The sequence below is a fragment of the Fusicatenibacter sp. genome, assembly GCF_977045365.1.
In genome coordinates, this window is record NZ_CDRRUH010000010.1 from 1 (window position 1) to 26,013 (window position 26,013).

The window sequence follows — 26,013 nt, forward strand, 5'->3', positions numbered from 1 at the left end:
TTCCGAGATCCTCCGCAATTTTCCTGCCGATGGCATTTCCTTTGGCTCCGTACTCGCAGCCGATTGTGATAACCAGATGTCCCATACCGTTTTCCTCTCACATTTAATTTCTCTGTTTTACCTGTTGCTTCCGATTCACAGAATGAAAAGAAAAACAGGACAGGGGCGAAGCATGGTTCTTTGCTTTTTGACGTCCTTGTTCTGTTCTTTTCACGCTATGAGATTTTCTTTGTTTCTATAAGAATTCTTTATTTTTCCAGAGCTTTTACGGTTTCTTCGATGATAGCAACTGCCTTGTCGCAGTCCTCCTCGGTTACGATAAGCGGAGGAATCAGACGAATGATGTGCGCTCCGATGGCTGTGATCAGCAGATGACGGTCGAGGCAGCCATGTTTTACTTCTACGCCGCTGATCGTATCATCAAATTCTACGCCGACCAGCAGTCCCTGATGTCTGACTTCTTTGACATGCGGCAGTTTTGCTAATTTTTCTGCGAAGTAATCACCGACTTTCTTTGCATTTCCGGCAAGGTCGCGGTCAATCAGTTCGTTGACTTCTGCCAGTGCTGCTGCACAGCTGACCGGATGGCCGCCGAAGGTGGTTCCGTGAGATCCCGGGGTAAAGGCTTTTGCTACTTCAGCTGTTGCGCAGATTGCGCCGATCGGCATTCCGCCGCCAAGACCTTTGGCCATGGATACGATATCCGGTTTGATGCCGTAGTTCATATAAGACATTACCGCACCGGTTCTGCACCAGCCGGTCTGTACTTCATCGATCAGAAGCAGCAGGTCGTTCTCATCACAGAACTTCCGGAGTCCCTGCATGAACTCTTTCGTTGCCGGATGAACACCGCCCTCGCCCTGTACCGGCTCAACCATGATGGCGATGGTGTTTTCGGTACATGCATCTTTGAAGGCCTGCAGATCATTGTACGGTGCATAGGAGAAACCGTAGGTCATCGGTCCGAATCCAACCTGGCATCCGTTGCCCGGCTGACCGGTTGCAGACATGGCACCGAAGGTTCTTCCATGGAAGCCCATCTTTGCGGTTACGATGTGGTAACGGTTCGGGCCGTATTTCTCGATGCCGTACTTTCTTGCCATTTTGATCATGGCCTCGTTCGCCTCGGTACCGGAGTTCTGATAGAAGATCTTGTCCATGCCGATGGTCTCGCAGACTTTCTCAGCAAGCAGTGCCTGCGGGATGGTGTATGGATAGTTGAAGGTATGCATGATATCGTCGAGCTGCTCTTTTGCTGCTGCAACAACTTTCGGGTTTCTGTTTCCGGCGTTGTTTACGGCGATTCCTGCGTAAAAGTCAAGATACGGCGTTCCGTTTTCGTCGTACATGTACATGCCCTCTGCGGTTTCTGCGAGGAAATCGAAACGCTCGTAGGTCTCGATCATGTACTTGTTTACTTTGTCCTTGATGTCCTGAACCGTTAATCCTGTGTCTTTTAATCTCATAGTGTTATCCTCCCATAGCGTTGAAAAGATTTTGTAACAACTCAGAGCCATGCGAAATTGCAGGGAAAAGTGCGAATCATGCTTGCATGAATGAGTACTTTTTCATGCAATTTCATATGGCGACCAGCAACATCGAGATGCAGCGCAGCGGAATCGAGATGTGGCTCTGAGTTGTTACTAAATAAAAAACAAAAAAGCAAAGACTACTCGTTGGTAAGCGTCTTTGCTTTGTTTTTCGTTTATTATTTTGTACAACCATACAATAGCACCACTCCCTATATTTGTCAATTACTTTTTTAAAAAGTTTTTTATTTTTGTTTAACACCCGCTTTTTCTATTCTTTTTTGATGTTTTTTCGTCTTCCGCCGTATTTTTTTCATATCCGTTGTTTTTTATTCTGATGTTCCAGCGGATTTCTGTCCATTATATTGAACAGTTCATTCAAAAAAAGAAAGCCTGTTATTCTGCGGCTTTTAGTGATAGTCGAGAAAGAAACACATGCAGCTCGTCTTCTCCGTCCCTCTGTTGCGGTAGATGTGGGTCTGGTCTGTCTCGAAACGGAATGCCTGCTTCCGGTGGATCTCATGCTCTTTTCCATTGCACTCCACGGTCATCACGCCGTCTGTCACCACCAGGTACTCTCTTGTTTTCTCTCCGTGGCCGCCGCTCACATACGTTCCGCCCGGTTCGATGTCGATGCGGTAGATTTCCACAAGCCGCGTGTCCTCATACGGAAAGCACGTCCACACAGTGTACTGCCCCTCCAGCTCTTTCGTCGGAACCAGATCCTCCGGTGTCACAAGATAACTATCCACCAGCGGCGTTGCAATCAGCTCCTGAAATTCAATCCGCAGGCCGCTCGTAATCTTCCCGAGCACGCCGAGCGACGGGTTCGCCGTTCCCTTTTCTATCTGCGAGAGCATACTCTTGCTGACCCCGGTCTGCTCTGAGGCCTGGTCGAGGCTCATCCCTTTCGACTGCCGGATCCGTTTCAGATTGAGTGCTACATTTTCTGTCAGATAATCCATGTTCTTCCACCTGCCTTTCTTCGTATTTCGCTCATTGTAGCACACCTTCCCCCGATATTCCAGTGAATATTTTCAAACCTTCTGCCGCCTTTCCCCGCTCCGCCTTTCTTTTCTTCCTTTATCCGCCCGGGTTTCAGGCGCTTTTCTCTGCCTTTTCCAGAAAAAGCGCCCTTCTGCCGGATTTGTATTTTTGTCAGACCTTTTCCATCCGCATCTGCCGCAGAATCTTCTTTTCCATCCGCGACACCTGCACCTGCGAAATCCCCAGTTTTCCGGCAATCTGCGCCTGTGTCATGTCCTGAAAGTATCGCATGTAGATGAGCTGGCGCTCCTTTGCGGGCAGTCTGCCGAGCAGTTCTTCCAGAAAAATCCGGTTCAGCAGCTTTTCCTGCCCGTTCTCTTTTTCCGGAATGCGGTCCATCAGAGAAATATCGTGGTTTTCCCCCTGATAGATGGTCTTCTGCAGCGATTCCACCTCCGCGCCGGACTCCATCGCCTCCACGATTTCCTCCACGGTAACATCAAGCTCCCCCGCTATCTCCGCCAGCGTCGGATCACGCCCGTTCTCCCGCTCCAGCCGCTCCCGCACCGCATACGCTTTCCACGCCAGTTCCCGGATCGGGCGGCTCACCTTCACCATCCCCTCCGACCGCAGAAACCGCCGGATCTCCCCCGCAATCATCGGAACCGCATACGTCGAAAAACAGACTTCAAACGAAGGATCAAATTTATCAATCGCCTTCAACAGCCCAATGCTCCCGATCTGGCACAGATCCTCCATCTCCACCCCGCGGTTTGCAAACCTTCTTACCATGCTCCAGACCAGTCCCATATTTTCCTCTGCCAGTGTATCCCTTGCCGCTTTATCCCCTTCGTGTGCCTTTTCGATCAGGGCAAGCGTATGTTCCATGCATTCTGACTCCTCTTTACTTCCGATCCACGCCGATTTTCCGTTTCATCACCACTTCCGTCCCCCATCCCGGATGCGACCGCACCTCCAGCTCATCCATAAACGCCTCCATAAACGAAAACCCCATCCCCGAGCGCTCCAGCTCCGGGCAGGTCGTAAACATCGGCTCCATCGCTTTCTCCACATTTTCAATACCGACACCGGTATCCTTTACCGTCACCTGAAACACTTTCTCCTCCAGATCCAGCACACATTTCATCTGAATTTTCCCTTTTTCCTGCCGGTACCCATGAATCATGGCATTCGTAACCGCCTCCGAAATCGCAGTCTTCACATCCGCCACTTCCTCCACCGTCGGATTCAGCTGCGCCAGAAACGCCGCCGCAGACACCCGCGCAAAACTCTCATTGCAGGGACGGCTCTCAAACTCCAGCATCATCGTATTCCACCGCATCTTCTCTTCCGTTTTCATCCTTTCCTGCATCATCCCATTCCCCTTTCTACCCACTCCCCGTCCAAAACCTACTTCCACGTTTTCTCTTCTTCCACCTCAATCACCCTCGTCACCCCCGACATCACCAGAATCCTCCGCATCCGCTCCCCCACATGCACCGCTCTCACCTTCCCGCCAATCAGCTCCATCTCCCGAAACCTCCCCATCACCAGCCCAATCCCCGAACTGTCCATAAACACCGTCTTCCGAAAATCAAACACCACCTCCCTCACATTCCTCTCCACCAAAATCTCCCCCGCCTCCTCCCGAAGCCGGTCAGCCACAAAATGATCCACCTCCTCCGGAAGCCGAATCGTCATCACCGCATCCTTCACCCAAACCCGATTACCCATTTCCCATCCTCCTTCTTTCCCGTCATAAAATAAAAAACACAAAAGATCTTTTTCGCCCTAAAACGAATTTCATCTTTTGTGTTTTATCTTCTCACTTTTATACTTTTTGCCCTTCGTCCCACGCACCCTCCGCGTAGGCAGTGGTATCAGCCCACTATTCCTCCGTCTTCACAGTCCCCCCCAGCGCCTCAATCTGCTGCTCCGCCTTTGCAGCCTTCTGGGTTCCCGGAAACTTATCAACAATCTCCTGGAACACCGAAACCGCATTATCCGTATCCCCACTCAGCCGATACGCATGCGCCAGATAATTCAGCACCGTATAATCACTGTCATTAATATTCTTAGCCTTCGAAAGCTTATCAATCGCCTCCGTATAATTCGCATCATCAAACGCATTCACTCCCGACTCCGAGAGCTCCTGAAACATCGTAGACTGCATACTCTTATAAATCGTATCATAAACCGCCTTCGCATCCACCGAAAGCACCTCCGGGTTGACCTCCGTCAATGCGTTTGTAGCGTTGCTCGTATTGCCCTGCTGCTGTGCCTCCACAGCCTTTAACAGGTTTTCATAAGAAGCCGCCGTATCCTGTGCCGTCTGAATCTGCTGCTGTGCAGAAGCCGTCGTCTCATTCAGCGAATCCACCTGGCTCTGAAGCTGGTTCAGCTGTGCCTCCTGGCTCGCCATCTTGCCGCTGTATTCCACAACCTTCTCATCCGCCTGCCGGTTAATCCTCTGCGTATTCGCAGGCCCCACAAGGAACCACACAACCAGCGCACCAAGCACCAGTCCAATACCGATATTCAGCATCGTTGCCGCTGTAGACGTCTCGCGGAACGTCGGCGGAATAATCACCGTATCCCCGCTTACCACACGCTCACGCTCGTCCTCACGCTGCTCCTCCGTGCGCTCCCTGCGCCCGAACCGCCGCGGCTCCAGCGACGTCTGCGTACCCGTCTGGAAATCAACCTCCTTCAGGAAACGAAGCGTCGTCGAGTTCGTCTTGTCAATTTTCGCCGCCTTTTTCAGAATCTTCCGCGCTTTCTCATACTCACCCTTGTGAATATAAATCAGCGCCAGCAGATGATATCCCTTGATCAGCTTCGGATTCTGGTTTAAGATCTTGCGCAGCTGGATCGCAGCCACATCCTCATTGTTCTCGCGGCAGCATTTCAGCGCACTGTTGTATTTCTTGATCGTCTGATTGATCATATCCAGCTTCGCCTGCTCCGCCTGCAGCGTCGCAATATACTCCGTCGCCACATTATTCTCCGGCATAATATTCTTGCTGATGATCCACTCACTTAACGCCGCAACCGCTTCACCCGTCTCAAAATAGACAAGGCCTAACAAGTTCCGCGCATGGATATTGTATTTGTTAAACTTCAGGCTCCGCCGCAGCATATCGATCGCTCCGGAAAGATCCCGGATCTCTGCCTTGTCGAGGCCCAGATTATAGTACATGTTCGAAAGAGAAAAACATTTTCTCTGTACTCTCAGATTAAAACCACAGTTGGGACAAATCTCCATTCCGACATCCACAACTGCTTTACAATTCATACAGTTCATTCCGGCACCTTACTCTTCCTTTTCCGCTTCTGTCTCGTTTTCCTGTTCCGGCTTGTCGTTTTTCATCATTTCTTTCAAAATGTCGATCACATCCGTCAGATCACGGCTGTAAATCGCATCCTCCACCTCGTCCACATCGAGACACGGTTTAAACTTCTTCAGTTCTTCTTCGTAATTTAACATAAACAAAAAATTCCTTCCTGTATTCGCTAACCATTCCGCTTTGCAAGATATGCTTTCAGTTCGCCCGCCAGATACAGAGAACCCACGCAGAACAGCATGCCGCTGCCCTTTTTGTCCAGTGCCTTCTCATACGCTGCCCCGATCTCCGGTTCCGCACAGACATCCGTGCATCCTGCTTTTCTGAAGTCCTCTGCAAGCACTTCCGCCGGTACGACGCGGCTTCCGTCGATCTGCGTTGCAACAACATGGGACGGATGAATTCCCTCGCAGATTTCACCGATCATCTCATGATAGTGCTTGTCTGCAACTGCCGTGAACAGAATCGTGATCTCGTTTTCTTTCGCAAAATAGCCTGCCGTGCTGACAAACTGTGCAATGCCGTCCTCGTTGTGCGCGCCGTCGATGATGACGCCCGGCGCAGCCATTTCCATACGGCACGGCCATTTGATCTTCGAAAGGCCTTCCGCAAGCACGTTCTTAGGAATGTCGTGCACGTCCTGCAGAATATGCATCATGTAGAACGCAAGGCTTGCATTCATCATCTGGTATTTTGCCACGTACGGAATCGCAAGCTCTGCTTTTTCGCCGCCCGGATATGCAAAGGTAAAGGTGATACCCTCGCGGCTCTGTGTTTTCATCTCATAGAACGACGGCTCCATCGGCCATGCCGGGCTTCCCATCTCTTTCGCCTTTGCGGCAATGACAGAAGCCGGACCTGGCTGGCTGGCATCGTAGATTACCGGGACACCGGCTTTGATGATGCCGGCTTTCTCTCCCGCAATCGCCTCGAGGGTGTCGCCGAGATACTCGGTGTGGTCGCGGCTGATGGACGTGATGATGCATGCCAGCGGCTTTTCGACCACATTTGTCGCATCCAGCCGTCCGCCAAGGCCGGTCTCCATGACCAGGTATTCCACGCCGGCTTCTTTGAAAATCAGCATTCCCATCAGGAACAGCGTCTCAAAATAGCTCGGATGGCCTTCGCCCTCCGCCTCGTATTCTTTGGCTGCTTTTTCCACTTTGAGAAATGCGTCGAGAAACTGCTCATCCGACACATCTTCCCCGTTGATCTGAAACCGCTCGTTGATGCGTACAAGGTGCGGGGAGGTAAAAAGTCCTGTCTTTTTGCCGCCTGCAAGCAGCATCGCATTCAAGTACGCGCAGACGCTTCCCTTTCCGTTCGTGCCCGCCACATGGATAATTTTGATCCCTTCCTGCGGATTCCCAAGGCGCGAAAGAAGCTCCCTCGTATGTTCCGGCGGATGCTTCACCGTAAATTTCGGTATTGTTTCGATATAATCAACTGCTTCTGTATAATTCACTTTATTTCACCATTCTTCAGTATTTTAGGGCTGCTTTCAAACCCTAGTATCATTATAATCGAGTGACCGGATATGTCCATAGCAATTTTCAAAATTTTGTCCCGACTTTTCGACTTTCCCCGTAAAAAGATACAGTGGGACGTCAAAATCCGCCCCACTGTATGATCTTTCGGACACTCTTTTTAATTCTGCAGACCGCCGTCTTCGGCCGGTTTATCGCTGTTTTCTGTTTTTGACGGCTCAATCTTGTCGCCTTCGCCCTCCGGCGCACCGGACGGCGCTGCCGTCAGTTCATCCTGCGGCGCAGTGCTCGTATTGGCATTTTCCTGCGTCACATCTGTTTTCGTGCTGTCCGGGTTCGGCGTCGGCGTCGGTGTAGATACCGTTTTTGGCTCTTCATACATCATCGGCTCTGTCCTTGTCAGCACCTTCTTCGTCGAGCTGTTGCTCTGCTGCGCGATTGTAATCTGATCACCGTCTTCCAGGGTCAGACTATGCACCATCAGAATCGACGGGCTGACATAAACGGTATCCTGTATCTCCTCGTTGACTTCCACACGGCTCGATGCCGTAAAGTTTTCTCCGTAAAAATACCAGGTATCTTCTCCGGATTTTTCGATTCGTTCCAGTGTTACCGGCAGAGCACCCATCTGCAGCTTCACACGCTCATACGGTGTCTCTCCGTCTTCTCCGTAAACGTACCGTTTTCCATACAGCATATCATACTGCAGCACCTCGAGATCCACCTGATAATTCTTCGTATTCCGTCTCGTCTGATGATACCGGAAAATGGTTCCGTCATGAATTCCCACACGGTTCATAACCTCTGCTGCAATCTGGTAGGAAGCAATGTTTTCCTGTTTCCTTTTCAATCCCATGTTATCCCAGATCACGTATTCGGTCTGATACAGATAGCGGTTCTCCAGATCTTCTACTTTCAGTCCCATCGTTGGCAGATGGTCCCCGTACATCACAAGTACCACCGGCTCCGGATAATCCGCAAGCTTTGTCGTCAGCTCTTTGACAAATATGTCCATCTCATGAATCTGATTTACATAATATTCCCAGGAGTAATTATTTTTTTCCCGGTCTTCTGCGCCTGTCACTGTAATCTCCGGATCGTCAAGCACCGGCTCTGTCGGATAATCACCGTGGCCCTGTACCGAAATCGTATAGATATAGTCCGGTTCGTCTGTCGCATCGAGCGTTTTTATGATCTCTTTTGTCAGAATATGGTCTTTTACCCATCCTGTCGCCGTCACATCCGAGATATCCGGCATATATTCCTCCGAGGTAAAGGTATCAAAACCAAGACGTGAGAACACACTTCTTCTGGAATAGAAGTTTGCTTCATTGTTGTGGATCGCATGGGTCGCATAGCCAAGATTCTTTAAAACATACGGCGCACTCTCACACGTCTCCTCTGAAAGCACCGATTTGTACGGATACTCACCCGCTCCGAAATACCGGAGGCTCATGCCGGAAATAGTTTCAAACTCTGTGTTTGCTGTTCCGGCTCCCACCACCGGCACGCGGAGATAACCGGAAGAATAATCCTTCATCAGCTGCCGGTAATACGGGATCGGATCCTCGGAAATGTTGAGGAAATTAACCAGCTCCGGATCGAAAAAGGACTCCAGCTGCAAAAAGATAATATTCGGTTTTACCGTATCATCCTCTTTTTGTTTGCCTTCACTCGTCTCAATCTGTTTCACGAGCTGTTCGGAATAGCCGTTCGGCTCTGAAATTCCCGTATCAAACAGGGTGACTGCCAGACAGTACGGATAGCCGTAATCCTGGTAGGCAAATGCGATGTTGACGAAATAGCTGGAAAGCACACGCTTTGCAAGCGCCAGATTTGTTGCTCCCGTAAAGAGTACAATTACCAGAGCAATCAACGGCACATTCAGATACCAGCGGATTTTCCCCTGAAATTTCGGTCCTTTGATCCAGACCCATACAAAAAATGCCAATAATGCCACAAGGGCTGCTACGACGAGGATCATGGTACCTTTCGACAGATACTTCGTCACGACCTTTGCGCCGTCGCTTAAATTCCGCAAGTCCGGTCCGGTAAACGGCGTGACGCGGTTTGCCAGAATCACACCGTTAATGATGCCGAGCAGCAGCCAGAAACAGCTCATCACCAGCCGTACCAGCACACGTCTGCGGAACAGATAAACTACCATAAAAGTAGTGAAGATCAAAAATGCATTGTACAAAAAGACCCATGGGCTTTCCACCATGTAGCTCCATGCAGATGCCAGCGAATGGCGGGAAAATGCTTCAATCACCAGATACAGAATACAGCATCCCAGGGCCTGCAGCGGCAAAGAGAGCCAGTTGCAGACTTTCACTACGGTTTCCTTGTTTCCATGCAGTTTTTTTCCTTTTTTCATTTATTTTTTCAGCTGCTCCAATCTTGTCTGAACCTGCTCCATCATCTGCTGATAGTTCGCCAGTTTTTCTTTCTCTGCCTGAACTTTTGCTTCCGGAGCTTTGTTGATAAAGTTCGGGTTGCCAAGCATGCCGTTGGAACGTGCGATCTCTTTTGTCAGACGCTCTTCCTCTTTCGTAAGGCGGGCGATCTCTTTTTCCAGGTCAACCAGCTCGGCAAACGGAATGTAGATCGTTGCCTGCGGGATCACTGCGGATACCGCATCGTCTGCGATGCCGGCTTTGTCTGCCTGTACGTGAACTTCGCTTGCTCCTGCCAGAGTTCCGAAGAATACAGCACCGTTTTTGAAGGTTTCCTGTACAGCAGCATCTTCCGTTACAACGAATACGCTTGCTTTCTTTGACGGCGGTACGTTCATACTGGTGCGGACACCACGGATGCTTCTTACCGCCTCTTTCATCATCTCAACGGCTGCCTCATCCTCTGCGTATGCAAAGTCTTCGGTCTCTTTCGGCCATGCGGCGATCATGATGGAATCCTCGTCCGGATTCAGTGTGCAGTAGATTTCCTCTGTGATGAACGGCATAAACGGATGCAACAGCTTTAATGCATTGCCAAGAACGGTTTTTAAGGTCCACAGTGCAGCGCCCTTCGTCTCGTCGGTCTCGCTGTACAGACGCGGTTTTACCATCTCGATGTACCAGTCGCAGAACTCCTCCCAGATAAAGTCGTAAACCTTCTGTACGGCGATACCGAGCTCGTAGCGGTCCATGTTGTCCGTTACTTCCGTTGCCAGCGTGTTTACCTTAGAAAGAATCCATTTATCTGCCAGTGTCAGTTTGTCTTTTGGCATTTCAGACGGAACTTCTGCTTTTTCCAGGTTCATCATGATGAAACGGGAAGCGTTCCATACTTTGTTTGCGAAGTTACGGCTGGCTTCTACACGCTCCCAGTAGAAACGCATATCGTTTCCAGGTGCATTACCGGTCATCAAAGTCAGACGGAGAGCATCTGCACCGTATTTGTCAATGACTTCGAGCGGATCGATACCGTTTCCGAGGGATTTACTCATCTTGCGTCCCTGGGAATCACGAACGAGTCCGTGGATCAGTACGTGGTGGAACGGAACCTGTTTAGTCTGCTCCAGTGCGGAGAATACCATACGGATAACCCAGAAGAAGATGATGTCGTATCCGGTTACGAGTACATCTGTCGGATAAAAATAATCAAATTCCGGTGTTTTCTCCGGCCATCCTAACGTGGAGAACGGCCACAGCGCTGAGCTGAACCAGGTGTCCAGGGTATCCGGGTCCTGGGTGAGATGGGTGCTGCCGCATTTCGGGCATTTTTCCGGCATTCCGCCTCTTACAACCGTGATCTCGCCACAGTCATCACAGGTATAGGCCGGGATACGATGACCCCACCAGAGCTGACGGGAAATACACCAGTCGTGGATATTGTTCAGCCAGTTCTGATAAATCTTGCTGAAACGATCCGGGATGAAGTTTACTTCCCCGTTCTTCTCCGCTTCGCTGGCAGCGGCAGCCATATCCGCCATTTTTACAAACCACTGCGGTTTGATCATCGGCTCTACGGTTGTCTTACATCTGTCGTGGGTTCCTACGTTGTGAACGTGATCCACTACTTTTACAAGAAGGCCAAGCTTCTCGAGATCCTCTACCATGGCTTTTCTTGCCTCGTAGCGGTCCATGCCGGCGTATTTGCCGCACTTGTTGTTCATGGTTCCGTCATCGTTTAAGATGTTGATCTCTTCGAGGTTGTGGCGTTTTCCTACCTCAAAATCGTTCGGGTCGTGTGCCGGTGTGATTTTTACGCATCCGGTTCCGAACTCTTTGTCTACGTAAGCATCTGCGATAACCGGGATTTCACGGTCGGTCAGCGGCAGTTTCAGCATTTTTCCTACAATATCGGTGTATCTTTCATCCTCCGGATTGACAGCTACGGCAGTATCGCCGAGCAGAGTCTCCGGACGGGTCGTTGCGATTTCTACGAAGCGGCCTTCTTCTCCAACTACCGGGTAGTTGATGTGCCAGAAGTGGCCTGCCTGCTCCTGATATTCAACCTCTGCATCGGAGATGGAAGTCTGGCATACCGGGCACCAGTTGATGATGCGGCTTCCTTTGTAGATCCATCCTTTTTCATACAGACGGCAGAATACTTCTTCTACGGCTTTGGAGCATCCCTCGTCCATGGTGAAGCGTTCTCTCTCCCAGTCTGCGGAGGAGCCGATCTTTCTTAACTGGCTGTTGATGCGTCCGCCGTATTCTTTCTTCCACTCCCAGCAGTGCTCCAGGAATTTTTCGCGTCCGATTTCATCTTTGTCGATGCCCTGCTCTTTGAGCATATTGGTAACCTTTACCTCGGTTGCAATCGCCGCATGGTCGGTTCCCGGCTGCCAGAGGACTTCATATCCCTCCATCCGTTTGAAACGGCAGAGAATATCCTGCATGGTGTTGTCGAGTGCATGGCCCATGTGAAGCTGTCCGGTTACGTTCGGAGGCGGCATCATAATGGTAAACGGTTTTTTGTTCGGGTTTACAGTGGCGTGGAAATATCCTTTATCCAGCCATTTCTGATACAGTCTGTCCTCGAGTCCTTTCGGATCGTAGGTCTTTGCGAGTTCTTTGCTCATGAGATCCTCCTTTTATGTTTGGTGTATTGTGGTATTTATTCCCGCAGAGGCTTGTCTTAAATCAAAAACGCCCTTCACATACACATAACATGCATGCAAAGGGCGAAAATTCCGCGGTACCACCTTAATTTGTATCTCGTTTCGGAGTCTGTAACGTGACTCATGCGTGAGAACCTAATCATCACATCTTCTGTGCTTTTCAGCTCTCCGGTTCAGAAGCTACCTTCCATGACCACCTTCCCGGACAGCCTTTCAGCCGGTGAACCGTCCTCTCTTTTGGGGCCTGCCATGTACTCCTCTTCCTCATAACCTTTTCTTTTTCTGTTGGAATAGAAACTGCATTTATCATAATCGCGTTTTTTTATTTTGTCAAGCCGCCGCGGGCAAAAACCTTTCTTCTTATGGAAGTTTTAAGATTTCACGCGCTTATTTTCGGTGAATCCGCGATGCACAGTACTGCATTTCTGCGCGGCCGTACGACGCGTAGCGGACCTGTTCTTTCGAAAACGGCTTCGCATTGCTTGGCCGTCCCAGGTTTTCGCCGTGGATCACCTGATCCACAAGGTCGATGAGATCTGCGAGAACGCCGAGGCTGAGCGGATTGTAAACCGGATGCGCCGTCGATTCAAACACCTGCGTGTGATGACCGCCGAAGAATTTCATGCGGCCGCCCTTTTTCACCAGCCACGCCATCAGACCAACCAGACCATCGTAATACTCTTCCAGGCTCGTTCCGCCCGGCACCTGCATCCAGACACCGCAGCCGCTTCCGATCGCATCTCCGGTGAACAGGTAATTCTGTTTCGTCTCCAGCACGACAACACTGCCCGGCGTATGGCCCGGAGCCTGACAGACGGCCAGCTCTGTGCCGCCGAGCGGAATCACGGAATCGGTACGGATATCATGAATCTCTTCCCACGGTTTTAGTTTTCCCGCCGTCAGCATCACGAGCGTCTCCGGGTCCATTTTCTTTTCCTCGTGGCACATGTAAACTTCGTCGAATTCATCGATGTGATACATGTGATCCGGGTGCGCATGCGTGATAACCAGCAGCAGAGGCTTATCTGTCAGCTCCCTTATCACCGGCAGAATCTTTGCGCCTGCCGTAATGCCGGTATCAATGACAGCCGCTTTTTCTTCACCTTCTACTACATAGAACGACGAATTTCCCGCGTCAAGAATACAGTAAATTTTTTCTCCGATTTCTGTTACCTGAAAACCTTCCATTTTGTAAAACCTCCCTTTTGTTCACCGGAACATACTGAACCCTATGTTGAATAAAATCCCCATAACAATAATAATAACCCAGATCAGAGCTGCAATTCTTGCTTTTGGCGTATGGGACTGTGTTCGGAGCGGCTCAGGAAATTCCCCTTTTTTCTCCCAGTCGGCAATCCGTTTTTTTGCCTCCTCTGCCTGTTCTTCCTTCACATAAACAACGCGTCCCTGATACGGTATTCCAGTTGTAATCTGCAGAATTTCTCCGGCTCCTTCGCTTTTTCCATAAGCCATGATTCCATGACGCTGCAGCATCTTTACCATCTTTTTTGTAGTCTGTTCATCTACCGTACGATACACCTTTCGATACCCCATATCTTTCCCTCCTGTGCTTTGTGCCTTAGATCCACCTTCCGCTATTTTATGCTATTTTCTTTTTTTCTCTCAGCATCATCACCCACGCAATCCGTAATCGAAGTTGATTGTGAGCAGCATCGTAATCTGGCCAAGTGAAATATGATATCAATGCCCCGCATTCTCTTCTCCGATGATAATCGAAAGCAGCGTATGATCCAGCATGATCGTGCGGTTCCACGGATTGAGAATCACACCGCTGATCTCCTTTGTTTCGGATGCCATGTGGATCAGCTGTTCCAGACTCACGAGAAACGTAGATTTCACGCTGCTGCTCCCCTTTAATTCCTCATCAAAGCTCGTAAACGCGGCCCACCAGACTTTTCCGTCTGCGCTCTTTACCGTTCCGATCCGGATCTGATCGTCGCCGGATGGCGGTTCCACGGAAAGAATCGCCTGTCCGCCCTCTTTCATTCTGCGGCGGATCACCGTCAGCACATGTGCCAGCATTTCCGGCGTCGGCTCCTTTTGCAGTCCCAGAATTGCTTCCTCTATCGTTTCATTCCCCTGCAGCCCTTCGTCCTTTGGAGTTTCCATTTCTTTTGCCATTGCTCTTGTCCTTTCTTTTTCGCTTTTCCCACACAGAATCTGTATACCATCATCCCCGGCAGCTTCGGCACTTCCGATGACCTTTACTCTGCGCCTACCCAGATGCCATCTTCCCCGCAGAATCTGCACTCTTTTGATAAATCCAAAACGTTTTCCATCCGCTTTAAGATCTGATCGTACTTCCCTTCCCGCATCAATGCAATCGTCACCTGATCCGTTCCGATCTGCAGATGGCGGAAGCCGCGTTTTCCTTCCTCCGTCCACGGCAGAGTCAGCTCCAGTTCAAAGCCGCCGCTGCTTCCGTACAGCTCACCCGGCTGTTCGTCCGCAAACAGCTCGAAAAGCGGCTGATAATATGCTTTGAAATAATTCTCCTCTGGAAACCAAAGTGTCCCGTCCCCGGTCCGCTCCGGCTCTTTTACAACGGCATTCAGATAGCCTCTCTCGTAATACGTCATGCACGCCGCGCTCTTCGCCAGCGGATTTTCATTGATCTTCTCGATCTCCGACGCCGCCCGGCATCCGTTTCCAAAGGCCGCCTGGCTGTTCTCGCTCCTGCCGACCGGCTCCCAGACGCTCCATGCGTTCTGCTTTCCGTATCCGATCAGATCCTGGCGGTATGCACCGTTGTATTTTACAAATTTTTTCTCCCCCGGCTGCTCGATCAGGTTCAGCGGTACCATACAGTCAATTCCGTACAGCTTCTGCGCAATCAGCCGCGTGTAGATGATGCCGAGATAATGACAGATTGCACTGCGCTCCGCCGTGTCGAGATACATAATCTGCTCCGCTTTTGCCAGCTGGTCGCCGCGTGTTTCGAGCACACTCTCCACCATCGCAATCCGGGACTGCAGCTCCGCCTTCCGTTTTCCGCGGTATAGTGCCGACAGTCTGCTGTATGGCATTGTGCTTACAAGAATCGCATGCAGCAGCTCCAGGTTTGTGTATTCGATCATAATATCTTTCTTATTTAAGCCAAACTCTGCGTCGGTATCAACCTCCGTCACATTGATGATATATGTTTTTTCTTCGGTCAGTATCATTTGTTTTGCCTCTCTTTTCAGTACTCTCTTCCATGCTCCTTCAGCCAGCTCTGCCACACTTTGTAATCGGGCATCTGCTGTGCCACCACCGCGTAAAACCGCGCGGAATGGTTCATCTCTTTCTGGTGCGCCAGCTCGTGGATAACGACGTAATCCATCACGCGCTCCGGCATCAGCACCAGTTTCCAGTTGTAGTTCAGGTTTCCGGCGCTGCTGCAGCTGCCCCAGCGGGTTTTCTGCTCACGAATTGTGATTCTGCCATACGTTACGCCCATCTCTTTTGCAAAATGTGCCGTCTTTTCCGCCAGCATCTGCGCCGCACGTTTAACCGCCGCTTTTCGTTCTGCTTCCGTCAGATGGTTCGCTGCTTTCTGCTCTGCGGCCGCCAGCGCTTTTTCCCGGTGTGTGTGAATCCAATCCTGTTTTTCTTTTAAGAATGCTTCGATTTTGTATTTTGCCATCCGTTTCGGTGCGCGCACCACCACGCTTCCATCCGCTTTGACCTGGACGGCGAGCGTTTTACGGGCGGAATACACGATCTCATAGGGAATCTGTTTTAAAATCCGTTCTGCGCTGCCTTTTTGTTCCATTTATTTTTCCTCAAAAGCTGTCTGTTTTACCATTTTTTTGCCTTTTTTTCATTATACCTTTTTCCCGGCGGAAACGCAATCGGATTGCTCACAGAAAAAAACGCGAGCAGAATCACCGTTTTTCTTCCGGCAATTCTGCTCGCATTTTTCTTTCTCTTATTTCAGCTCAATTTTTTTCTGCTTTCTTCGGATGCACAGCCTCACAAATAAAATCGCCGCCTGCACACAGAGAATCATCACCAAAATTCCAATCATGGACAGCGCTGTTGCCCCCAGTCTGATCAGTTTTCCCATTCTTTTTTCCTCACTTTTCTTTCTATCGTGCCAGAACCGGATCGGCTGCCGCATCCCACAGCAGGCTGTCCGTCTCACTTTGTTCCAGGTATCCATATTTTACCATTGCCGCCAGCACCTGCTTTTCCCGCTGCAGCGCCAGATCCGCGTGGCGCGACGGCGCGTAGGCGGACGGTGCATTCGGGATTCCGGCGAGGAGAACGGCTTCGCTGTCGGTCAGCTCCTGCGGTTCTTTCCCGAAGTAGCCAAGCGATGCTTCTTTCAGTCCGTAATAGCCATCCCCGAAATAGATGGTATTGATGTACAATTCCAGAATTTCTTCTTTCGAGAGCTGCCGTTCCACATAGAGTGCCGTCCACGCCTCTGCCGCTTTCCTGGCAAATGTCTTATTCTGATCGTAATACATGTTTTTTACCAGCTGCTGTGTGATGGTACTGCCTCCCTGCTCCGGTTTCATCACGCGGATATCATGTACAACGGCCCGCGCCATGCTGATCCAGTCTATCCCGTGATGTGTGTAATACCGATGATCCTCAACAGCAAGCACCGCTTTTTTGTACAGATCCGGCACCTGTTCAAGAGAAGCCCACTGTGCTCCGCTTCTGGCTTCCTCTACTGCCTGCGCGAGCGGCTTTTCCTTCACTGCCTTCTGATAGGAAACATATCCCTGGATTGCCCAGAACATTCCGGCCGTCAGCAGGATCAGGCAGAAAAATGCCAGAAAACCTCCAACCATTTTTCCCGCTGTTCCCCGGTGTTTTCGTGTTCTTTTTCTCATAGTTTCAAACCCCTTTGTTGTTCTTTCCTGCTTTCTATCCTACCATATCTCCCTTAACGCCTTCTTGCCTCTTTCTTAGGAATTCATTAAAATTTTGAAACTGTATGAAATGCATTTTGCACGTTTTTTCAAATAACCGCTGCTGCTGCGGAATACTTTAACCGAATCAGGCAAGTAGCGAAGCGGATTGCGAATATCCGCTTGACAAAACAGAAAAAGACAGACACCTGGCAGATTGTCAGGATGCCTGTCTCTTGTTTTTATCTTTTGGTTTTTCAGAAACGCTCTGTGATTATGCTACGGTTCCGTAGTTCATTACATGAGCTGCTGACAGTGCTTTTCGAACGGCTACACCGAGAATTTCAGCTGCTACAACGGAAATCACATCTTTTACGATGTACGGAACGGAAACTGCAAGGAACGAAGCCGGGATCGTGTTTCCTGTTACAATAGAAAACTGTACCACACCGAATGCGTGACATACCGCAAGACCTGCGATTCCAAGAACGAATGGTTTGCCCGGGAAGCCTTTTTTAATTCCGGCACCGCAGAGCATTGCCATCGGAATAAATCCGAAAATAAAGCCGCCGGCCGGTCCGAGAAGAGCGCCGAAGCCACCGCTCATGCCGGCATAAACCGGAACGCCGATCGCGCCGAGGATCAGATAAAGAGCGGACGATGCACCTCCCAATTTCCAGCCAAGCACGTAGCCGCAAAATGCCATTGCAAAGGTCTGCAGCGTCACCGGAACGCCGGTCGGAAGCGGAATCGTCACAATGGACAGTACCGCAAGCACTGCCGTCATCATGCCGGTCAGTACAATCTGTTTTGTTGTAAGTTTTGATTTTTTCATGAATGTAAATCCTCCTCGCAGGTTTTTGTATCCAATTCTTTCTGCTTTTGAATTGTTAACCTTGTTTCAATATAGGTTAATATTTCATTTTTGTCAATCCCTTTTTTAAAAATGCAGAGAGTTCTGCTACGATTCTGTTACACTTTCTGAAAACAGCGGTCACCCTCTTGTTTTCTGTTTTCTTTCTATGGTATACTATATAGTCTCGGAGTTTTTCCGGGAATGTTCACCCGATACAAACGATGAATTTTTATTCCATTTGAAAGGAGATACCCTCTATGAAACCTTCCGAAAATCCTCTCGGCTCGGAACCGGTCAGCTCTCTTTTGCGGCGTTTTGCGATTCCGAGCGTCATCGCGATGCTCGTCAGCGCCCTCTATAACATGGTAGACCAGCTCTTTATCGGTCACAGCATCGGCGTGCTCGGAAACGCAGCGACCAACGTAGCGTTCCCACTCAGCATGGTCTGCACATCCATCGGTCTGCTCTGCGGCATCGGCGGTGCTGCAAACTTCAATCTCTGCATGGGCAGACGAGAGCCGGAGCACGCGAAATCTTATGTTGGAAGTGCCATCTCCATGCTGGCAATCCTCGGTGTGATTCTCTGCGTTGCCGTTCAGCTTTTTCTGCGCCCGATGATGCTTCTCTTTGGTGCAACACCGGACGTCATTGATTACGCCTGTACTTACACCAGAATCACCTCCATCGGCTTCCCGTTTCTGATCGTCACAATCGGCGGCTCCAACCTGATCCGCGCGGATGGCAGCCCGAAATTTTCCATGCTGTGCAACCTGGTCGGCGCGATCGTCAACACGATTCTCGACCCGCTGTTCATCTTCGTTTTCCACATGGGCATGGCAGGTGCAGCGCTCGCCACGATCACCGGACAGATTTTATCGTTCGCGCTCGTTGTCTTCTATCTGCGCGGTTTTAAGACGCTGCCGCTCTCTCTTTCCGATCTGAAACCGAACATGGCCTGCTGGGCACGGATTGCTGCGCTTGGTGCAACTCCTGCGTTCAACCAGGTGGCAATGATGGTTGTTCAGATCGTTATGAACAACACACTGACCTACTACGGCTCCAATTCCGTCTATGGAAGCGACATTCCGCTTGCATGCGCCGGTATTATTTCAAAGGTGAATATGCTGTTCTTTTCCTTTGTCATCGGCATTTCGCAGGGACTTCAGCCGATTGTCAGCTTCAACTTCGGTGCACAGAAATATGACCGCGTGAAGGACGCCTATAAAAAAGCAGTTTTTGCGGCGACTGCCATTTCCATCGTCGCCTTCCTCTGCTTCCAGCTCTTTCCGCGCCAGATTATCGGCATTTTTGGTTCTGGTTCAGAAGAGTACCTGCATTTTGCAGAGCGGTACTTCCGCATTTTCCTGTTTTTCACATTCCTGAACGGTATCCAGCCGGTCAGCTCGAACTTCTTTACCTCCATCGGAGCACCGAAGAAGGGTATTTTTCTTTCGCTGACGAGACAGATTATTTTCCTGCTTCCGCTGCTGCTGATTTTTCCGTATCTCTTCGGCATTGACGGCGTGATGTACACTGCACCGATTGCAGACCTTGCAGCCGCATCAGTCAGCATCGTTATGGTCGTGCGGGAATTTAAGATTATGGCAGAGCTACAGAAGGCTACTGCCTGAAAACAGTTTTTTTCCTGTAGTTTCCGCTCGTTTTTACTGCGCTGCGGTCGCCAGAGTCTTGCTACAGATCATTGCCGTGTAAACAGGAATGAATCCTGTCCGGAAAGTAAAAAATCGTATGCTGTTGCTTTTTCCACAACAGCATACGATTTTTTTATGTGTTATCCACACTTTTCTTTATTTATTCACATGCATCCACATCAGTCCATGCGAAGAATCATGGTCAGGATTCGTTTTGCACAAAGAGCGATTTCGTCGCGGGTGATGTATCCCTTCTCAAATGCCTCCTGTACGCGCTCCTCGTATCCGTTTGCCATCTTGATATCATTTCCGGCTTTTGTCTCGCGGTAATGCTCGCCGTGTGTCCACCAGTCGGTCGTTACCATTCCCTTAAAGTCCCACTCACCGCGCAGAATACCGGTCAAAAGATCCTTGTTCTCAGATGCCTGAACGCCGTTGATCAGGTTGTAGGACGACATGATTGTGTATGGATCTGCCTCTTTTACGATGATCTCGAAGGCTTTCAGGTAAATCTCACGCAGCGCACGCTCGGAAACGCGGGAATCGCTGTCTTTTCGGTTTGTTTCTTTGTTGTTGCAGCAGAAGTGTTTCACACTTGCCCCGATATGCTCGGACTGCATACCGCGTACCATTGCCGCACCGGATTTTCCGGCTACAAGCGGATCCTCGGAATAATACTCAAAGTTTCTTCCGCAGAGCGGACTTCTGTGAATGTTGACAGCCGGGGTCAGCCAGATGCCGATGTTGTTTTCTTTGACTTCCTCTCCGCCGGCTTTACCGATCTCTTCGATCAGCTCCGGATCCCAGGTGCAGGCAAGCAATGTTGCACACGGCCATGCGGTCGTGTTGACGCCACACTGCGGCTGAATGCGAAGGCCTGCCGGTCCGTCTGCGGTCATGATATTCGGGATGCCGTACTCAGGCAGATTTCCCATGCCAAACGTATTGGCAACTCCTGTGTTCGGCTGACCGCCGAGCAGATGAATAAGTGCTTCTGTCGGAAGCTTATCTACAAACTCGTCGAGCGTTTCTTTTCCTTCGACCACATTCATCAGGTTCGGATTCGTCTTTGCTGCTTCCATAAGCTCGCCAAAGCTCTTTCTCTCCTGTGCTTTGACTGCCGGGAGGAAACCTTCCAGAGTCAGCTTATCCTGACGCTCCAGTCCTTCTTCCTCGACAGGGCCGTTATCGGTCGGAAGCGCTTCGTAGGTTCCATCCGCAAGGAGACGTTTTTCCAGCTTATGCGGAGCGGCAAGGCTGGTGTACTGTGCAGTCACTTTTGCCTCTGCCAGATCGTAGGTGAAGTCCAGTTTCTTCGCATCTCTTACATTGTTTCCAACGTAGAAGACGTAGCTTCCTGCCTCAAGAATATAGGCAGATTTTGCAACCTTTCCAAGGTCATCAAAAGATGCCATATCTTCCACTGTAAAGGAAAGAACGACTCTCTGTGTCTCGCCTGGCTGCAGCAGTCTTGTTTTCCGGTAAGCGCCGAGCTCTTTGGCCGGTTTGCCAAGCTTGCCCTGCGGTGCGCCATAGTAGAGCTGTACAACTTCTTTTCCGGCACGTTTTCCGGTGTTGGTAACAGCTGCTTTTACAACAATCTTTCCATCCTTCTCTTCTGCCCCCAGAACTTCTGTCTCAAAGCTGGTGTAGGAAAGACCGAAGCCGAACGGATAATTGACCTTCTCCGCTGCGCCCGGAATCGTCTCGAAATAACGGTAACCAACGTAGATATCCTCGTTGTAATCCACGTAATAAACGGATTTATGGAAGTTCTCGGTGGATGGATAATCCTCGAGGGTTGCTGCGTAGGTATCAACCAGTTTACCGGATGGGTTGACGTCGCCTGTTACAACGTCCGCTGCCGCGAGGCCGCCTTCCATACCGCCCTGCCATGCCATCAGCACCGCCGGAATCTCTTTGCAGTCTTTGAACCAGCTGGTATCAACCATACCGCCGACATTCATGACAACGATGACATTTTTAAAGTTTGCTTTTACTTTTTCTACCATGGCTGCTTCGCCGTTTGTCAGGCAGAAGTCGCCGTTTTCGAAGATGCTGGCGCTCAGCTCGATCTGTTTTTTCTCATCCTCAAACAGCTCATAGCCTTCATCGTTGATCTGGCATTTGCGGTCCCAGCCCTCGCCGGAGAAACGGCAGATGGTGATGATTGCGGTATCGGTATATGCTCTTGCTTTTTCTACCAGCTCATCCGGTACTTCCGGCTCTCTTGTCATGCCCGGTACAGCGCCTGCAGCATACTGCTCTTTTACATTTTTCTCATAGAATTCCGGCAGCTCATGGAACAGAGAAACCTCCCCCTCGGCTTCTTTGATCTTCATGCCTTCGTAGAAGTTGCGGATATACTCGACCGTAACGTCACCGCTTCCGCCGCCGCCTTTTACGTAATCAATCGTTCCTTTTCCGAATAAGGCTACCTTTGTGCCTTTTGCGAGCGGCAGTGTGTCGTTCTCGTTTTTTACCAGAACCATACCCTCGCCTGCTGCTTTTCTGGAAAGTGCGATATGTTCCGCGCTTCCTGTTACCCTTTTTCCGTCTTTTCCCAGCGGCAGAACCGGCTGGTAAAGACTTCTCTGCCATTTACCCATTTTAAGCTTACCTCCTGTATTTTTCGGTGCGCAGATCGCTTTCCGAACGCGCCCCATTCTGTCTTTATGATACGAAGTTTTTGATGGGATGTCAATTGGTTTATCAGCAGAATTACCATATTTTTTCTTTTCTTCTTTCAATTTTGCTGTATTTTTACCAACTTTTTGTGATGTTGCTCTCTTTCAGGCACGCGCTCGGACATTTTCCTGCTTTTGGGGCTTGTCCGGAAAATAACGGCGTTTTATACTTTACTTCATAAGGGCAGTAGCTCTTTTGCTCTGCTTTTGATCTCGTTAGGAATGGAGTCTGTTTTTATGAAAATACTGATTTTATCGTGCAATACCGGAGGCGGCCACAATGCGGCGGCCTTCGCATTGAAAGAGAGTCTGGAATTTCATCACCACGAAGCTGAAGTGCTGGACCTGATGCGTCTCGGGCGAAAACATACGTCCGCGCTGGTCGGCGGAGCTTATGTAAAACTCGTCTCCGTTTTTCCGGCCGGATTCGGCGCTGCCTATCAGCTCGGCGAGCTGGTGCGCCGCGTCCCGGGGAAATCACCGGTTTATTATGCGAATGCGCGGCTTGGAAATGCACTCGCCGATTATATCGTTCAAAATCATTTTGATGGTGTCGTCACAACGCACCTTTATCCGGCGGAGACACTGACCTGGATGAAACAGAAAGGGCTGCTGACCATTCCATGTGTCGCCATCGCCACAGATTATGCCTGCATTCCGTTCTGGGAGGAGACAAACTGCGATGATTATGTCATTCCGCACAAAGATCTGATTCCGGAATTTGCATCGTACGGCATTTCAAAGGAAAAACTGCTCCCGCTTGGCATTCCGGTCCGGCCCGCATTTTCGCGTCCGGCGTCGAAAGAAGATGTGCGCCGCCATCTCGGCCTTCCCGAGGATGCTCCTCTTTTTCTCGTCATGAGCGGCAGCATGGGATTCGGCAAGGTGCATTTGCTCGCGCATGAGCTCGTTTCCCGCCTGAAAAACGGCGAACAGGTTGTGATTATCTGTGGAAATAACAAGAAACGGGCGCGTTCTCTCCGGCTGCAGTTCCATAAAAATTCAAATGTCCATGTCGTCGGCTTTACGCGCCATGTCGCGGAATATATGGCGGCCGCTGACGTTCTTTTTACAAAGCCCGGTGGCTTAAGCAGTACAGAGGCGGCTGTACGGCGCGTTCCGCTTGTCCATACCGATCCGATTCCCGGGTGCGAGACGAAAAACCGCGCCTTCTTTGTCTCCCGCGGAATGTCCGTGACCGGCACGCATCAGAAAGAACTGGCAGATGCCGGTATTTCACTTGCAAAGGATGATGCGCGTCAGATTGCGATGCGCGATGCACAGCGGGAAAACAGCCATCCGCAGGCAGGAACGGCGATTACGCATCTGTTAGAAAAATTAGTTTCGGAGTAATACTTATGAGGATGACGATTTATCTGTTTTATCTTTTATTCGGCTATCTCTCCGGCAGTGTGCTGTACTCGTATCTGATTCCAAAGCACTTCTGCCATGTGGATGTCCGAACCGCGAATGAGGACCAGAATCCCGGCGCATTCAACGCATTTTCTGCGGCTGGACCGCGCGTCGGACTGTTCTGCGTTCTGTGCGATATTTGGAAGGGCTTTCTGCCGGTGTTTCTGGCAGTACACAGCTCTGCGGTTTCGATGGGTTCGTGGCTTTTCGCTTTGATTCTGCTCGCCCCGGTGGCGGGTCATGCATGGCCGTTTCTGCAGCCGGCGAAAGGTGGAAAGGCGATCTCTGTCTCGTTCGGCGTACTGCTCGGTCTCCTGCCGGACCTGCGGCCGGCACTTCTGCTGGCAGCGTTTTACCTTACCTTTTCGCTGATTCTGATTATCCAGCCGCACAATCTGCGCTCAATTGCTTCCTTCGCAGGCTTCGCAGCCGCCGCTCAGCTTTCCCGCTTTCTGCCGTCCGTACGGCTCGGAAGTCTGCTCGTGTCACTGGTCGTCTGCTACCGCCACTTTTTCAGCTTCCGACGGTACGAATCCGAAAATGTTTCATTTACAATTCAGTCTCTGTCTGCTAAAATAAGGGACAGACAGAAAAAACATTAACATTCTCCCGGATTTTCCGCATTTTTTATCTTTTCCTGTGAAATTCGGAAAACATTTTTAAATATCTTTTATGCAAAAAGACCCCTCGGCTGTCCATGCACACCCAAATGGCACATGCATCGCAAACACATGGGAAACAGAAGGGGAACTTCTTGTAAATCTGCAGAAAACCCGCCAGAACAACTTCAGGAGGATCTTTCATATGCTTTCAGAAAAAATGGTAACTCTTGGTACCAAAAAATCGGTCATCCGTGAAATCTTTGAATACAGTAAAAAACGTGCCGCCGAAATCGGTGCGGAAAATGTTTTCGATTTCAGCATCGGAAATCCAAACGTCCCGGCTCCGGCTTCCATTCATGAGACAATTAAAGAACTGCTTGATTCCCGGGATGACTACTATCTGTTCGGTTACACTTCCGCACAGGGAGATGCCGACACCCGCGCTGCCATTGCAGCGAACCTGAATGAACGCTTTGGCACTTCTTTTGGCGCCGATAACTTTTACATGACCTGCGGTGCTGCCGCTTCCCTCCGCATTGTCCTTGGCGCACTGACCCTTCCGGGCGATGAATATGTGGTCTTCACTCCATATTTTCCGGAATACCGCGTCTTCATCGAATCTGCCAGTGCAACGATGGCAGAAACTCCGGCCAACCCGGACACCTTCCAGATCGACTTTGACCAGCTTGCTGCTTCTGTCAATGAGCACACAAAAGGTGTCTTCGTCAACTCCCCGAACAATCCGTCCGGCGTTGTTTATACTGAAGAAAGCATCCGTCAGCTTGCCGCTTTTCTGGAAGAAAAATCCGCCGCCTACGGCCATCCGATCTATCTGATTGCCGATGAACCGTACCGCGAACTCGTCTATGGGGACGTGGAAGTTCCTTGTCTAACCAAATATTATAAAAACACGCTGGTCTGCTACTCCTACAGTAAATCGCTGTCTCTGCCGGGCGAACGTATCGGCTATGTTCTTGTACCGGATGAAGTAGAAAATGCCAGAACCGTTTACGCCGCTGTCTGCGGAGCCGGACGCGCCCTCGGTTTCGTCTGCGCACCGAGCCTCATCCAGCATGTCATTGCAAAATGTGCCGGACAGGTTTCTGATCTGTCTGTTTACAAAAAGAACCGCGATCTACTGTATGATTCGTTAAGCTCCTACGGCTTTACCTGCGTTCACCCGGACGGCGCTTTCTATCTTTTCATGAAATCCCCGGAAACGGATGCGTACGCTTTCTGCGAAAAAGCAAAGAAATACGAACTGCTTCTCGTTCCGGGCGATGATTTCGGCGCGCCGGGATTTGTGCGGATCGCGTACTGCGTGACAACCGCACAGATTGAGCGGGCACTGCCGGCGTTTGAGAAGCTGGCGAAAAAATATTTCGCATAGGGACGGATTTTTCAAACGCACTGTGTTGTTTAAGTTTATGAAAAAGAAAAGATCTTCTGTTGAAAAATCCGATCTTTTCTTAGAAAAAAACTCCGTCCACGGGATCTGCTTGAAGCATTTTCCAATGCCAGAG

Annotated in this window: 23 protein-coding genes and 1 other annotated feature; of the genes, 4 read left to right on the forward strand and 19 right to left on the reverse strand. The window is 50.2% G+C overall.

Features of this window, described 5'->3' with window-relative positions:
• Positions 1 to 248: 248 nt before the first annotated feature.
• The 18 genes from ACY2VW_RS03860 to ACY2VW_RS03945 all read right to left on the reverse strand — a co-directional run bounded on the left by ACY2VW_RS03860 (position 249) and on the right by ACY2VW_RS03945 (position 18,115).
• Complete coding sequence (locus tag ACY2VW_RS03860; RefSeq protein ID WP_461877102.1) at positions 249 to 1,466, reverse strand: aspartate aminotransferase family protein; 1,218 nt, start codon at positions 1,464 to 1,466, stop codon at positions 249 to 251.
• Positions 1,467 to 1,939: 473 nt separating this feature from the next.
• Positions 1,940 to 2,494, reverse strand: a complete 555-nt coding sequence (locus tag ACY2VW_RS03865; protein WP_461877103.1) for a helix-turn-helix domain-containing protein — start codon at positions 2,492 to 2,494, stop codon at positions 1,940 to 1,942.
• A 193-nt stretch (positions 2,495 to 2,687) separates the two neighbouring features.
• Complete coding sequence (locus tag ACY2VW_RS03870; protein ID WP_055220004.1) at positions 2,688 to 3,404, reverse strand: SigB/SigF/SigG family RNA polymerase sigma factor; 717 nt, start codon at positions 3,402 to 3,404, stop codon at positions 2,688 to 2,690.
• A 16-nt stretch (positions 3,405 to 3,420) separates the two neighbouring features.
• Positions 3,421 to 3,888, reverse strand: coding sequence for an anti-sigma F factor (gene spoIIAB / locus ACY2VW_RS03875; protein ID WP_461877150.1), 468 nt, complete (start codon positions 3,886 to 3,888; stop codon positions 3,421 to 3,423).
• A gap of 38 nt (positions 3,889 to 3,926) precedes the next feature.
• Positions 3,927 to 4,250: an anti-sigma factor antagonist gene (locus ACY2VW_RS03880; RefSeq protein WP_461873772.1), complete on the reverse strand. Its 324-nt coding sequence runs from the start codon at positions 4,248 to 4,250 to the stop codon at positions 3,927 to 3,929.
• 154 nt (positions 4,251 to 4,404) lie between these two features.
• Positions 4,405 to 5,820: a tetratricopeptide repeat protein gene (locus ACY2VW_RS03885; protein WP_461877104.1), complete on the reverse strand. Its 1,416-nt coding sequence runs from the start codon at positions 5,818 to 5,820 to the stop codon at positions 4,405 to 4,407.
• 9 nt (positions 5,821 to 5,829) lie between these two features.
• A complete protein-coding gene (locus tag ACY2VW_RS03890; protein WP_022461761.1) occupies positions 5,830 to 6,003 on the reverse strand; it encodes a hypothetical protein in 174 nt (57 codons plus the stop codon).
• Between the two features lie 26 nt (positions 6,004 to 6,029).
• Positions 6,030 to 7,325 (reverse strand): bifunctional folylpolyglutamate synthase/dihydrofolate synthase, encoded by a 1,296-nt coding sequence (locus ACY2VW_RS03895; RefSeq protein WP_461877106.1) that lies wholly within the window; start codon positions 7,323 to 7,325, stop codon positions 6,030 to 6,032.
• Positions 7,326 to 7,507: 182 nt separating this feature from the next.
• Positions 7,508 to 9,724: an LTA synthase family protein gene (locus ACY2VW_RS03900; RefSeq protein WP_461877107.1), complete on the reverse strand. Its 2,217-nt coding sequence runs from the start codon at positions 9,722 to 9,724 to the stop codon at positions 7,508 to 7,510.
• A complete protein-coding gene (locus tag ACY2VW_RS03905) occupies positions 9,725 to 12,376 on the reverse strand; it encodes a valine--tRNA ligase (RefSeq protein ID WP_055220009.1) in 2,652 nt (883 codons plus the stop codon).
• A 95-nt stretch (positions 12,377 to 12,471) separates the two neighbouring features.
• Positions 12,472 to 12,692: a binding site (T-box leader), on the reverse strand.
• Between the two features lie 110 nt (positions 12,693 to 12,802).
• Positions 12,803 to 13,603, reverse strand: a complete 801-nt coding sequence (locus ACY2VW_RS03910; protein WP_461877109.1) for an MBL fold metallo-hydrolase — start codon at positions 13,601 to 13,603, stop codon at positions 12,803 to 12,805.
• A 21-nt stretch (positions 13,604 to 13,624) separates the two neighbouring features.
• Entirely contained in the window at positions 13,625 to 13,969 is a 345-nt protein-coding gene (locus ACY2VW_RS03915; RefSeq protein WP_117509828.1) for a putative signal transducing protein, read from the reverse strand.
• 147 nt (positions 13,970 to 14,116) lie between these two features.
• Positions 14,117 to 14,557, reverse strand: coding sequence for an SseB family protein (locus ACY2VW_RS03920; protein WP_461877110.1), 441 nt, complete (start codon positions 14,555 to 14,557; stop codon positions 14,117 to 14,119).
• 83 nt (positions 14,558 to 14,640) lie between these two features.
• Positions 14,641 to 15,600, reverse strand: a complete 960-nt coding sequence (locus tag ACY2VW_RS03925) for a hypothetical protein (protein WP_461877112.1) — start codon at positions 15,598 to 15,600, stop codon at positions 14,641 to 14,643.
• 17 nt (positions 15,601 to 15,617) lie between these two features.
• Positions 15,618 to 16,190 carry a M48 family metallopeptidase gene (locus tag ACY2VW_RS03930; RefSeq protein WP_461877113.1) on the reverse strand — a complete coding sequence of 191 codons (573 nt, stop codon included), beginning with the start codon at positions 16,188 to 16,190 and terminating at the stop codon, positions 15,618 to 15,620.
• 156 nt (positions 16,191 to 16,346) lie between these two features.
• Positions 16,347 to 16,484: a hypothetical protein gene (locus ACY2VW_RS03935; RefSeq protein ID WP_156327580.1), complete on the reverse strand. Its 138-nt coding sequence runs from the start codon at positions 16,482 to 16,484 to the stop codon at positions 16,347 to 16,349.
• Positions 16,485 to 16,506: 22 nt separating this feature from the next.
• The gene (locus tag ACY2VW_RS03940) at positions 16,507 to 17,262 is read right to left on the reverse strand and encodes a transglycosylase domain-containing protein (RefSeq protein ID WP_070103231.1); all 756 of its coding nucleotides are present in this window, start codon (positions 17,260 to 17,262) and stop codon (positions 16,507 to 16,509) included.
• A gap of 292 nt (positions 17,263 to 17,554) precedes the next feature.
• Entirely contained in the window at positions 17,555 to 18,115 is a 561-nt protein-coding gene (locus ACY2VW_RS03945; protein ID WP_461877115.1) for a biotin transporter BioY, read from the reverse strand.
• 278 nt (positions 18,116 to 18,393) lie between these two features.
• Between ACY2VW_RS03945 and ACY2VW_RS03950 the strand changes: the two genes are divergently transcribed.
• Positions 18,394 to 19,767 (forward strand): MATE family efflux transporter, encoded by a 1,374-nt coding sequence (locus ACY2VW_RS03950; protein ID WP_118719722.1) that lies wholly within the window; start codon positions 18,394 to 18,396, stop codon positions 19,765 to 19,767.
• A 200-nt stretch (positions 19,768 to 19,967) separates the two neighbouring features.
• Here the strand turns inward: ACY2VW_RS03950 and ACY2VW_RS03955 are convergent, their stop codons facing one another.
• On the reverse strand, positions 19,968 to 22,397 hold the full coding sequence (locus ACY2VW_RS03955) for a glycoside hydrolase family 3 protein (RefSeq protein WP_461877116.1): 2,430 nt from the start codon (positions 22,395 to 22,397) through the stop codon (positions 19,968 to 19,970).
• Between the two features lie 315 nt (positions 22,398 to 22,712).
• Here ACY2VW_RS03955 and ACY2VW_RS03960 point away from each other — a divergent pair, with 315 nt between their 5' ends.
• From ACY2VW_RS03960 to ACY2VW_RS03970, 3 genes are all read left to right on the forward strand, one after another.
• Complete coding sequence (locus ACY2VW_RS03960) at positions 22,713 to 23,828, forward strand: MGDG synthase family glycosyltransferase (RefSeq protein WP_173816361.1); 1,116 nt, start codon at positions 22,713 to 22,715, stop codon at positions 23,826 to 23,828.
• Positions 23,829 to 23,833: 5 nt separating this feature from the next.
• The gene (locus tag ACY2VW_RS03965) at positions 23,834 to 24,490 is read left to right on the forward strand and encodes a glycerol-3-phosphate acyltransferase (RefSeq protein WP_461877118.1); all 657 of its coding nucleotides are present in this window, start codon (positions 23,834 to 23,836) and stop codon (positions 24,488 to 24,490) included.
• A gap of 202 nt (positions 24,491 to 24,692) precedes the next feature.
• Positions 24,693 to 25,880 (forward strand): pyridoxal phosphate-dependent aminotransferase, encoded by a 1,188-nt coding sequence (locus ACY2VW_RS03970; RefSeq protein WP_461877119.1) that lies wholly within the window; start codon positions 24,693 to 24,695, stop codon positions 25,878 to 25,880.
• Positions 25,881 to 26,013: the final 133 nt, after the last annotated feature.

Excerpts from the sequence above, each read along its gene's own strand:
- ACY2VW_RS03870 (WP_055220004.1), bottom strand. The coding sequence starts at position 3,404 with ATGGAACATACGCTTGCCCTGATCGAAAAGGCACACGAAGGGGATAAA.
- ACY2VW_RS03965 (WP_461877118.1), top strand. The coding sequence starts at position 23,834 with ATGAGGATGACGATTTATCTGTTTTATCTTTTATTCGGCTATCTCTCC.
- ACY2VW_RS03920 (WP_461877110.1), bottom strand. The coding sequence starts at position 14,557 with ATGGCAAAAGAAATGGAAACTCCAAAGGACGAAGGGCTGCAGGGGAAT.
- ACY2VW_RS03880 (WP_461873772.1), bottom strand. The coding sequence starts at position 4,250 with ATGGGTAATCGGGTTTGGGTGAAGGATGCGGTGATGACGATTCGGCTT.
- ACY2VW_RS03955 (WP_461877116.1), bottom strand. The coding sequence starts at position 22,397 with ATGGGTAAATGGCAGAGAAGTCTTTACCAGCCGGTTCTGCCGCTGGGA.
- ACY2VW_RS03910 (WP_461877109.1), bottom strand. The coding sequence starts at position 13,603 with ATGGAAGGTTTTCAGGTAACAGAAATCGGAGAAAAAATTTACTGTATT.
- ACY2VW_RS03935 (WP_156327580.1), bottom strand. The coding sequence starts at position 16,484 with ATGGGAAAACTGATCAGACTGGGGGCAACAGCGCTGTCCATGATTGGA.
- ACY2VW_RS03970 (WP_461877119.1), top strand. The coding sequence starts at position 24,693 with ATGCTTTCAGAAAAAATGGTAACTCTTGGTACCAAAAAATCGGTCATC.
- ACY2VW_RS03900 (WP_461877107.1), bottom strand. The coding sequence starts at position 9,724 with ATGAAAAAAGGAAAAAAACTGCATGGAAACAAGGAAACCGTAGTGAAA.
- ACY2VW_RS03885 (WP_461877104.1), bottom strand. The coding sequence starts at position 5,820 with ATGAACTGTATGAATTGTAAAGCAGTTGTGGATGTCGGAATGGAGATT.
- ACY2VW_RS03940 (WP_070103231.1), bottom strand. The coding sequence starts at position 17,262 with ATGAGAAAAAGAACACGAAAACACCGGGGAACAGCGGGAAAAATGGTT.
- ACY2VW_RS03930 (WP_461877113.1), bottom strand. The coding sequence starts at position 16,190 with ATGGAACAAAAAGGCAGCGCAGAACGGATTTTAAAACAGATTCCCTAT.
- ACY2VW_RS03865 (WP_461877103.1), bottom strand. The coding sequence starts at position 2,494 with ATGGATTATCTGACAGAAAATGTAGCACTCAATCTGAAACGGATCCGG.
- ACY2VW_RS03925 (WP_461877112.1), bottom strand. The coding sequence starts at position 15,600 with ATGATACTGACCGAAGAAAAAACATATATCATCAATGTGACGGAGGTT.
- ACY2VW_RS03960 (WP_173816361.1), top strand. The coding sequence starts at position 22,713 with ATGAAAATACTGATTTTATCGTGCAATACCGGAGGCGGCCACAATGCG.
- ACY2VW_RS03950 (WP_118719722.1), top strand. The coding sequence starts at position 18,394 with ATGAAACCTTCCGAAAATCCTCTCGGCTCGGAACCGGTCAGCTCTCTT.
- ACY2VW_RS03905 (WP_055220009.1), bottom strand. The coding sequence starts at position 12,376 with ATGAGCAAAGAACTCGCAAAGACCTACGATCCGAAAGGACTCGAGGAC.
- spoIIAB (WP_461877150.1), bottom strand. The coding sequence starts at position 3,888 with ATGCAGGAAAGGATGAAAACGGAAGAGAAGATGCGGTGGAATACGATG.
- ACY2VW_RS03890 (WP_022461761.1), bottom strand. The coding sequence starts at position 6,003 with ATGTTAAATTACGAAGAAGAACTGAAGAAGTTTAAACCGTGTCTCGAT.
- ACY2VW_RS03915 (WP_117509828.1), bottom strand. The coding sequence starts at position 13,969 with ATGGGGTATCGAAAGGTGTATCGTACGGTAGATGAACAGACTACAAAA.
- ACY2VW_RS03945 (WP_461877115.1), bottom strand. The coding sequence starts at position 18,115 with ATGAAAAAATCAAAACTTACAACAAAACAGATTGTACTGACCGGCATG.
- ACY2VW_RS03860 (WP_461877102.1), bottom strand. The coding sequence starts at position 1,466 with ATGAGATTAAAAGACACAGGATTAACGGTTCAGGACATCAAGGACAAA.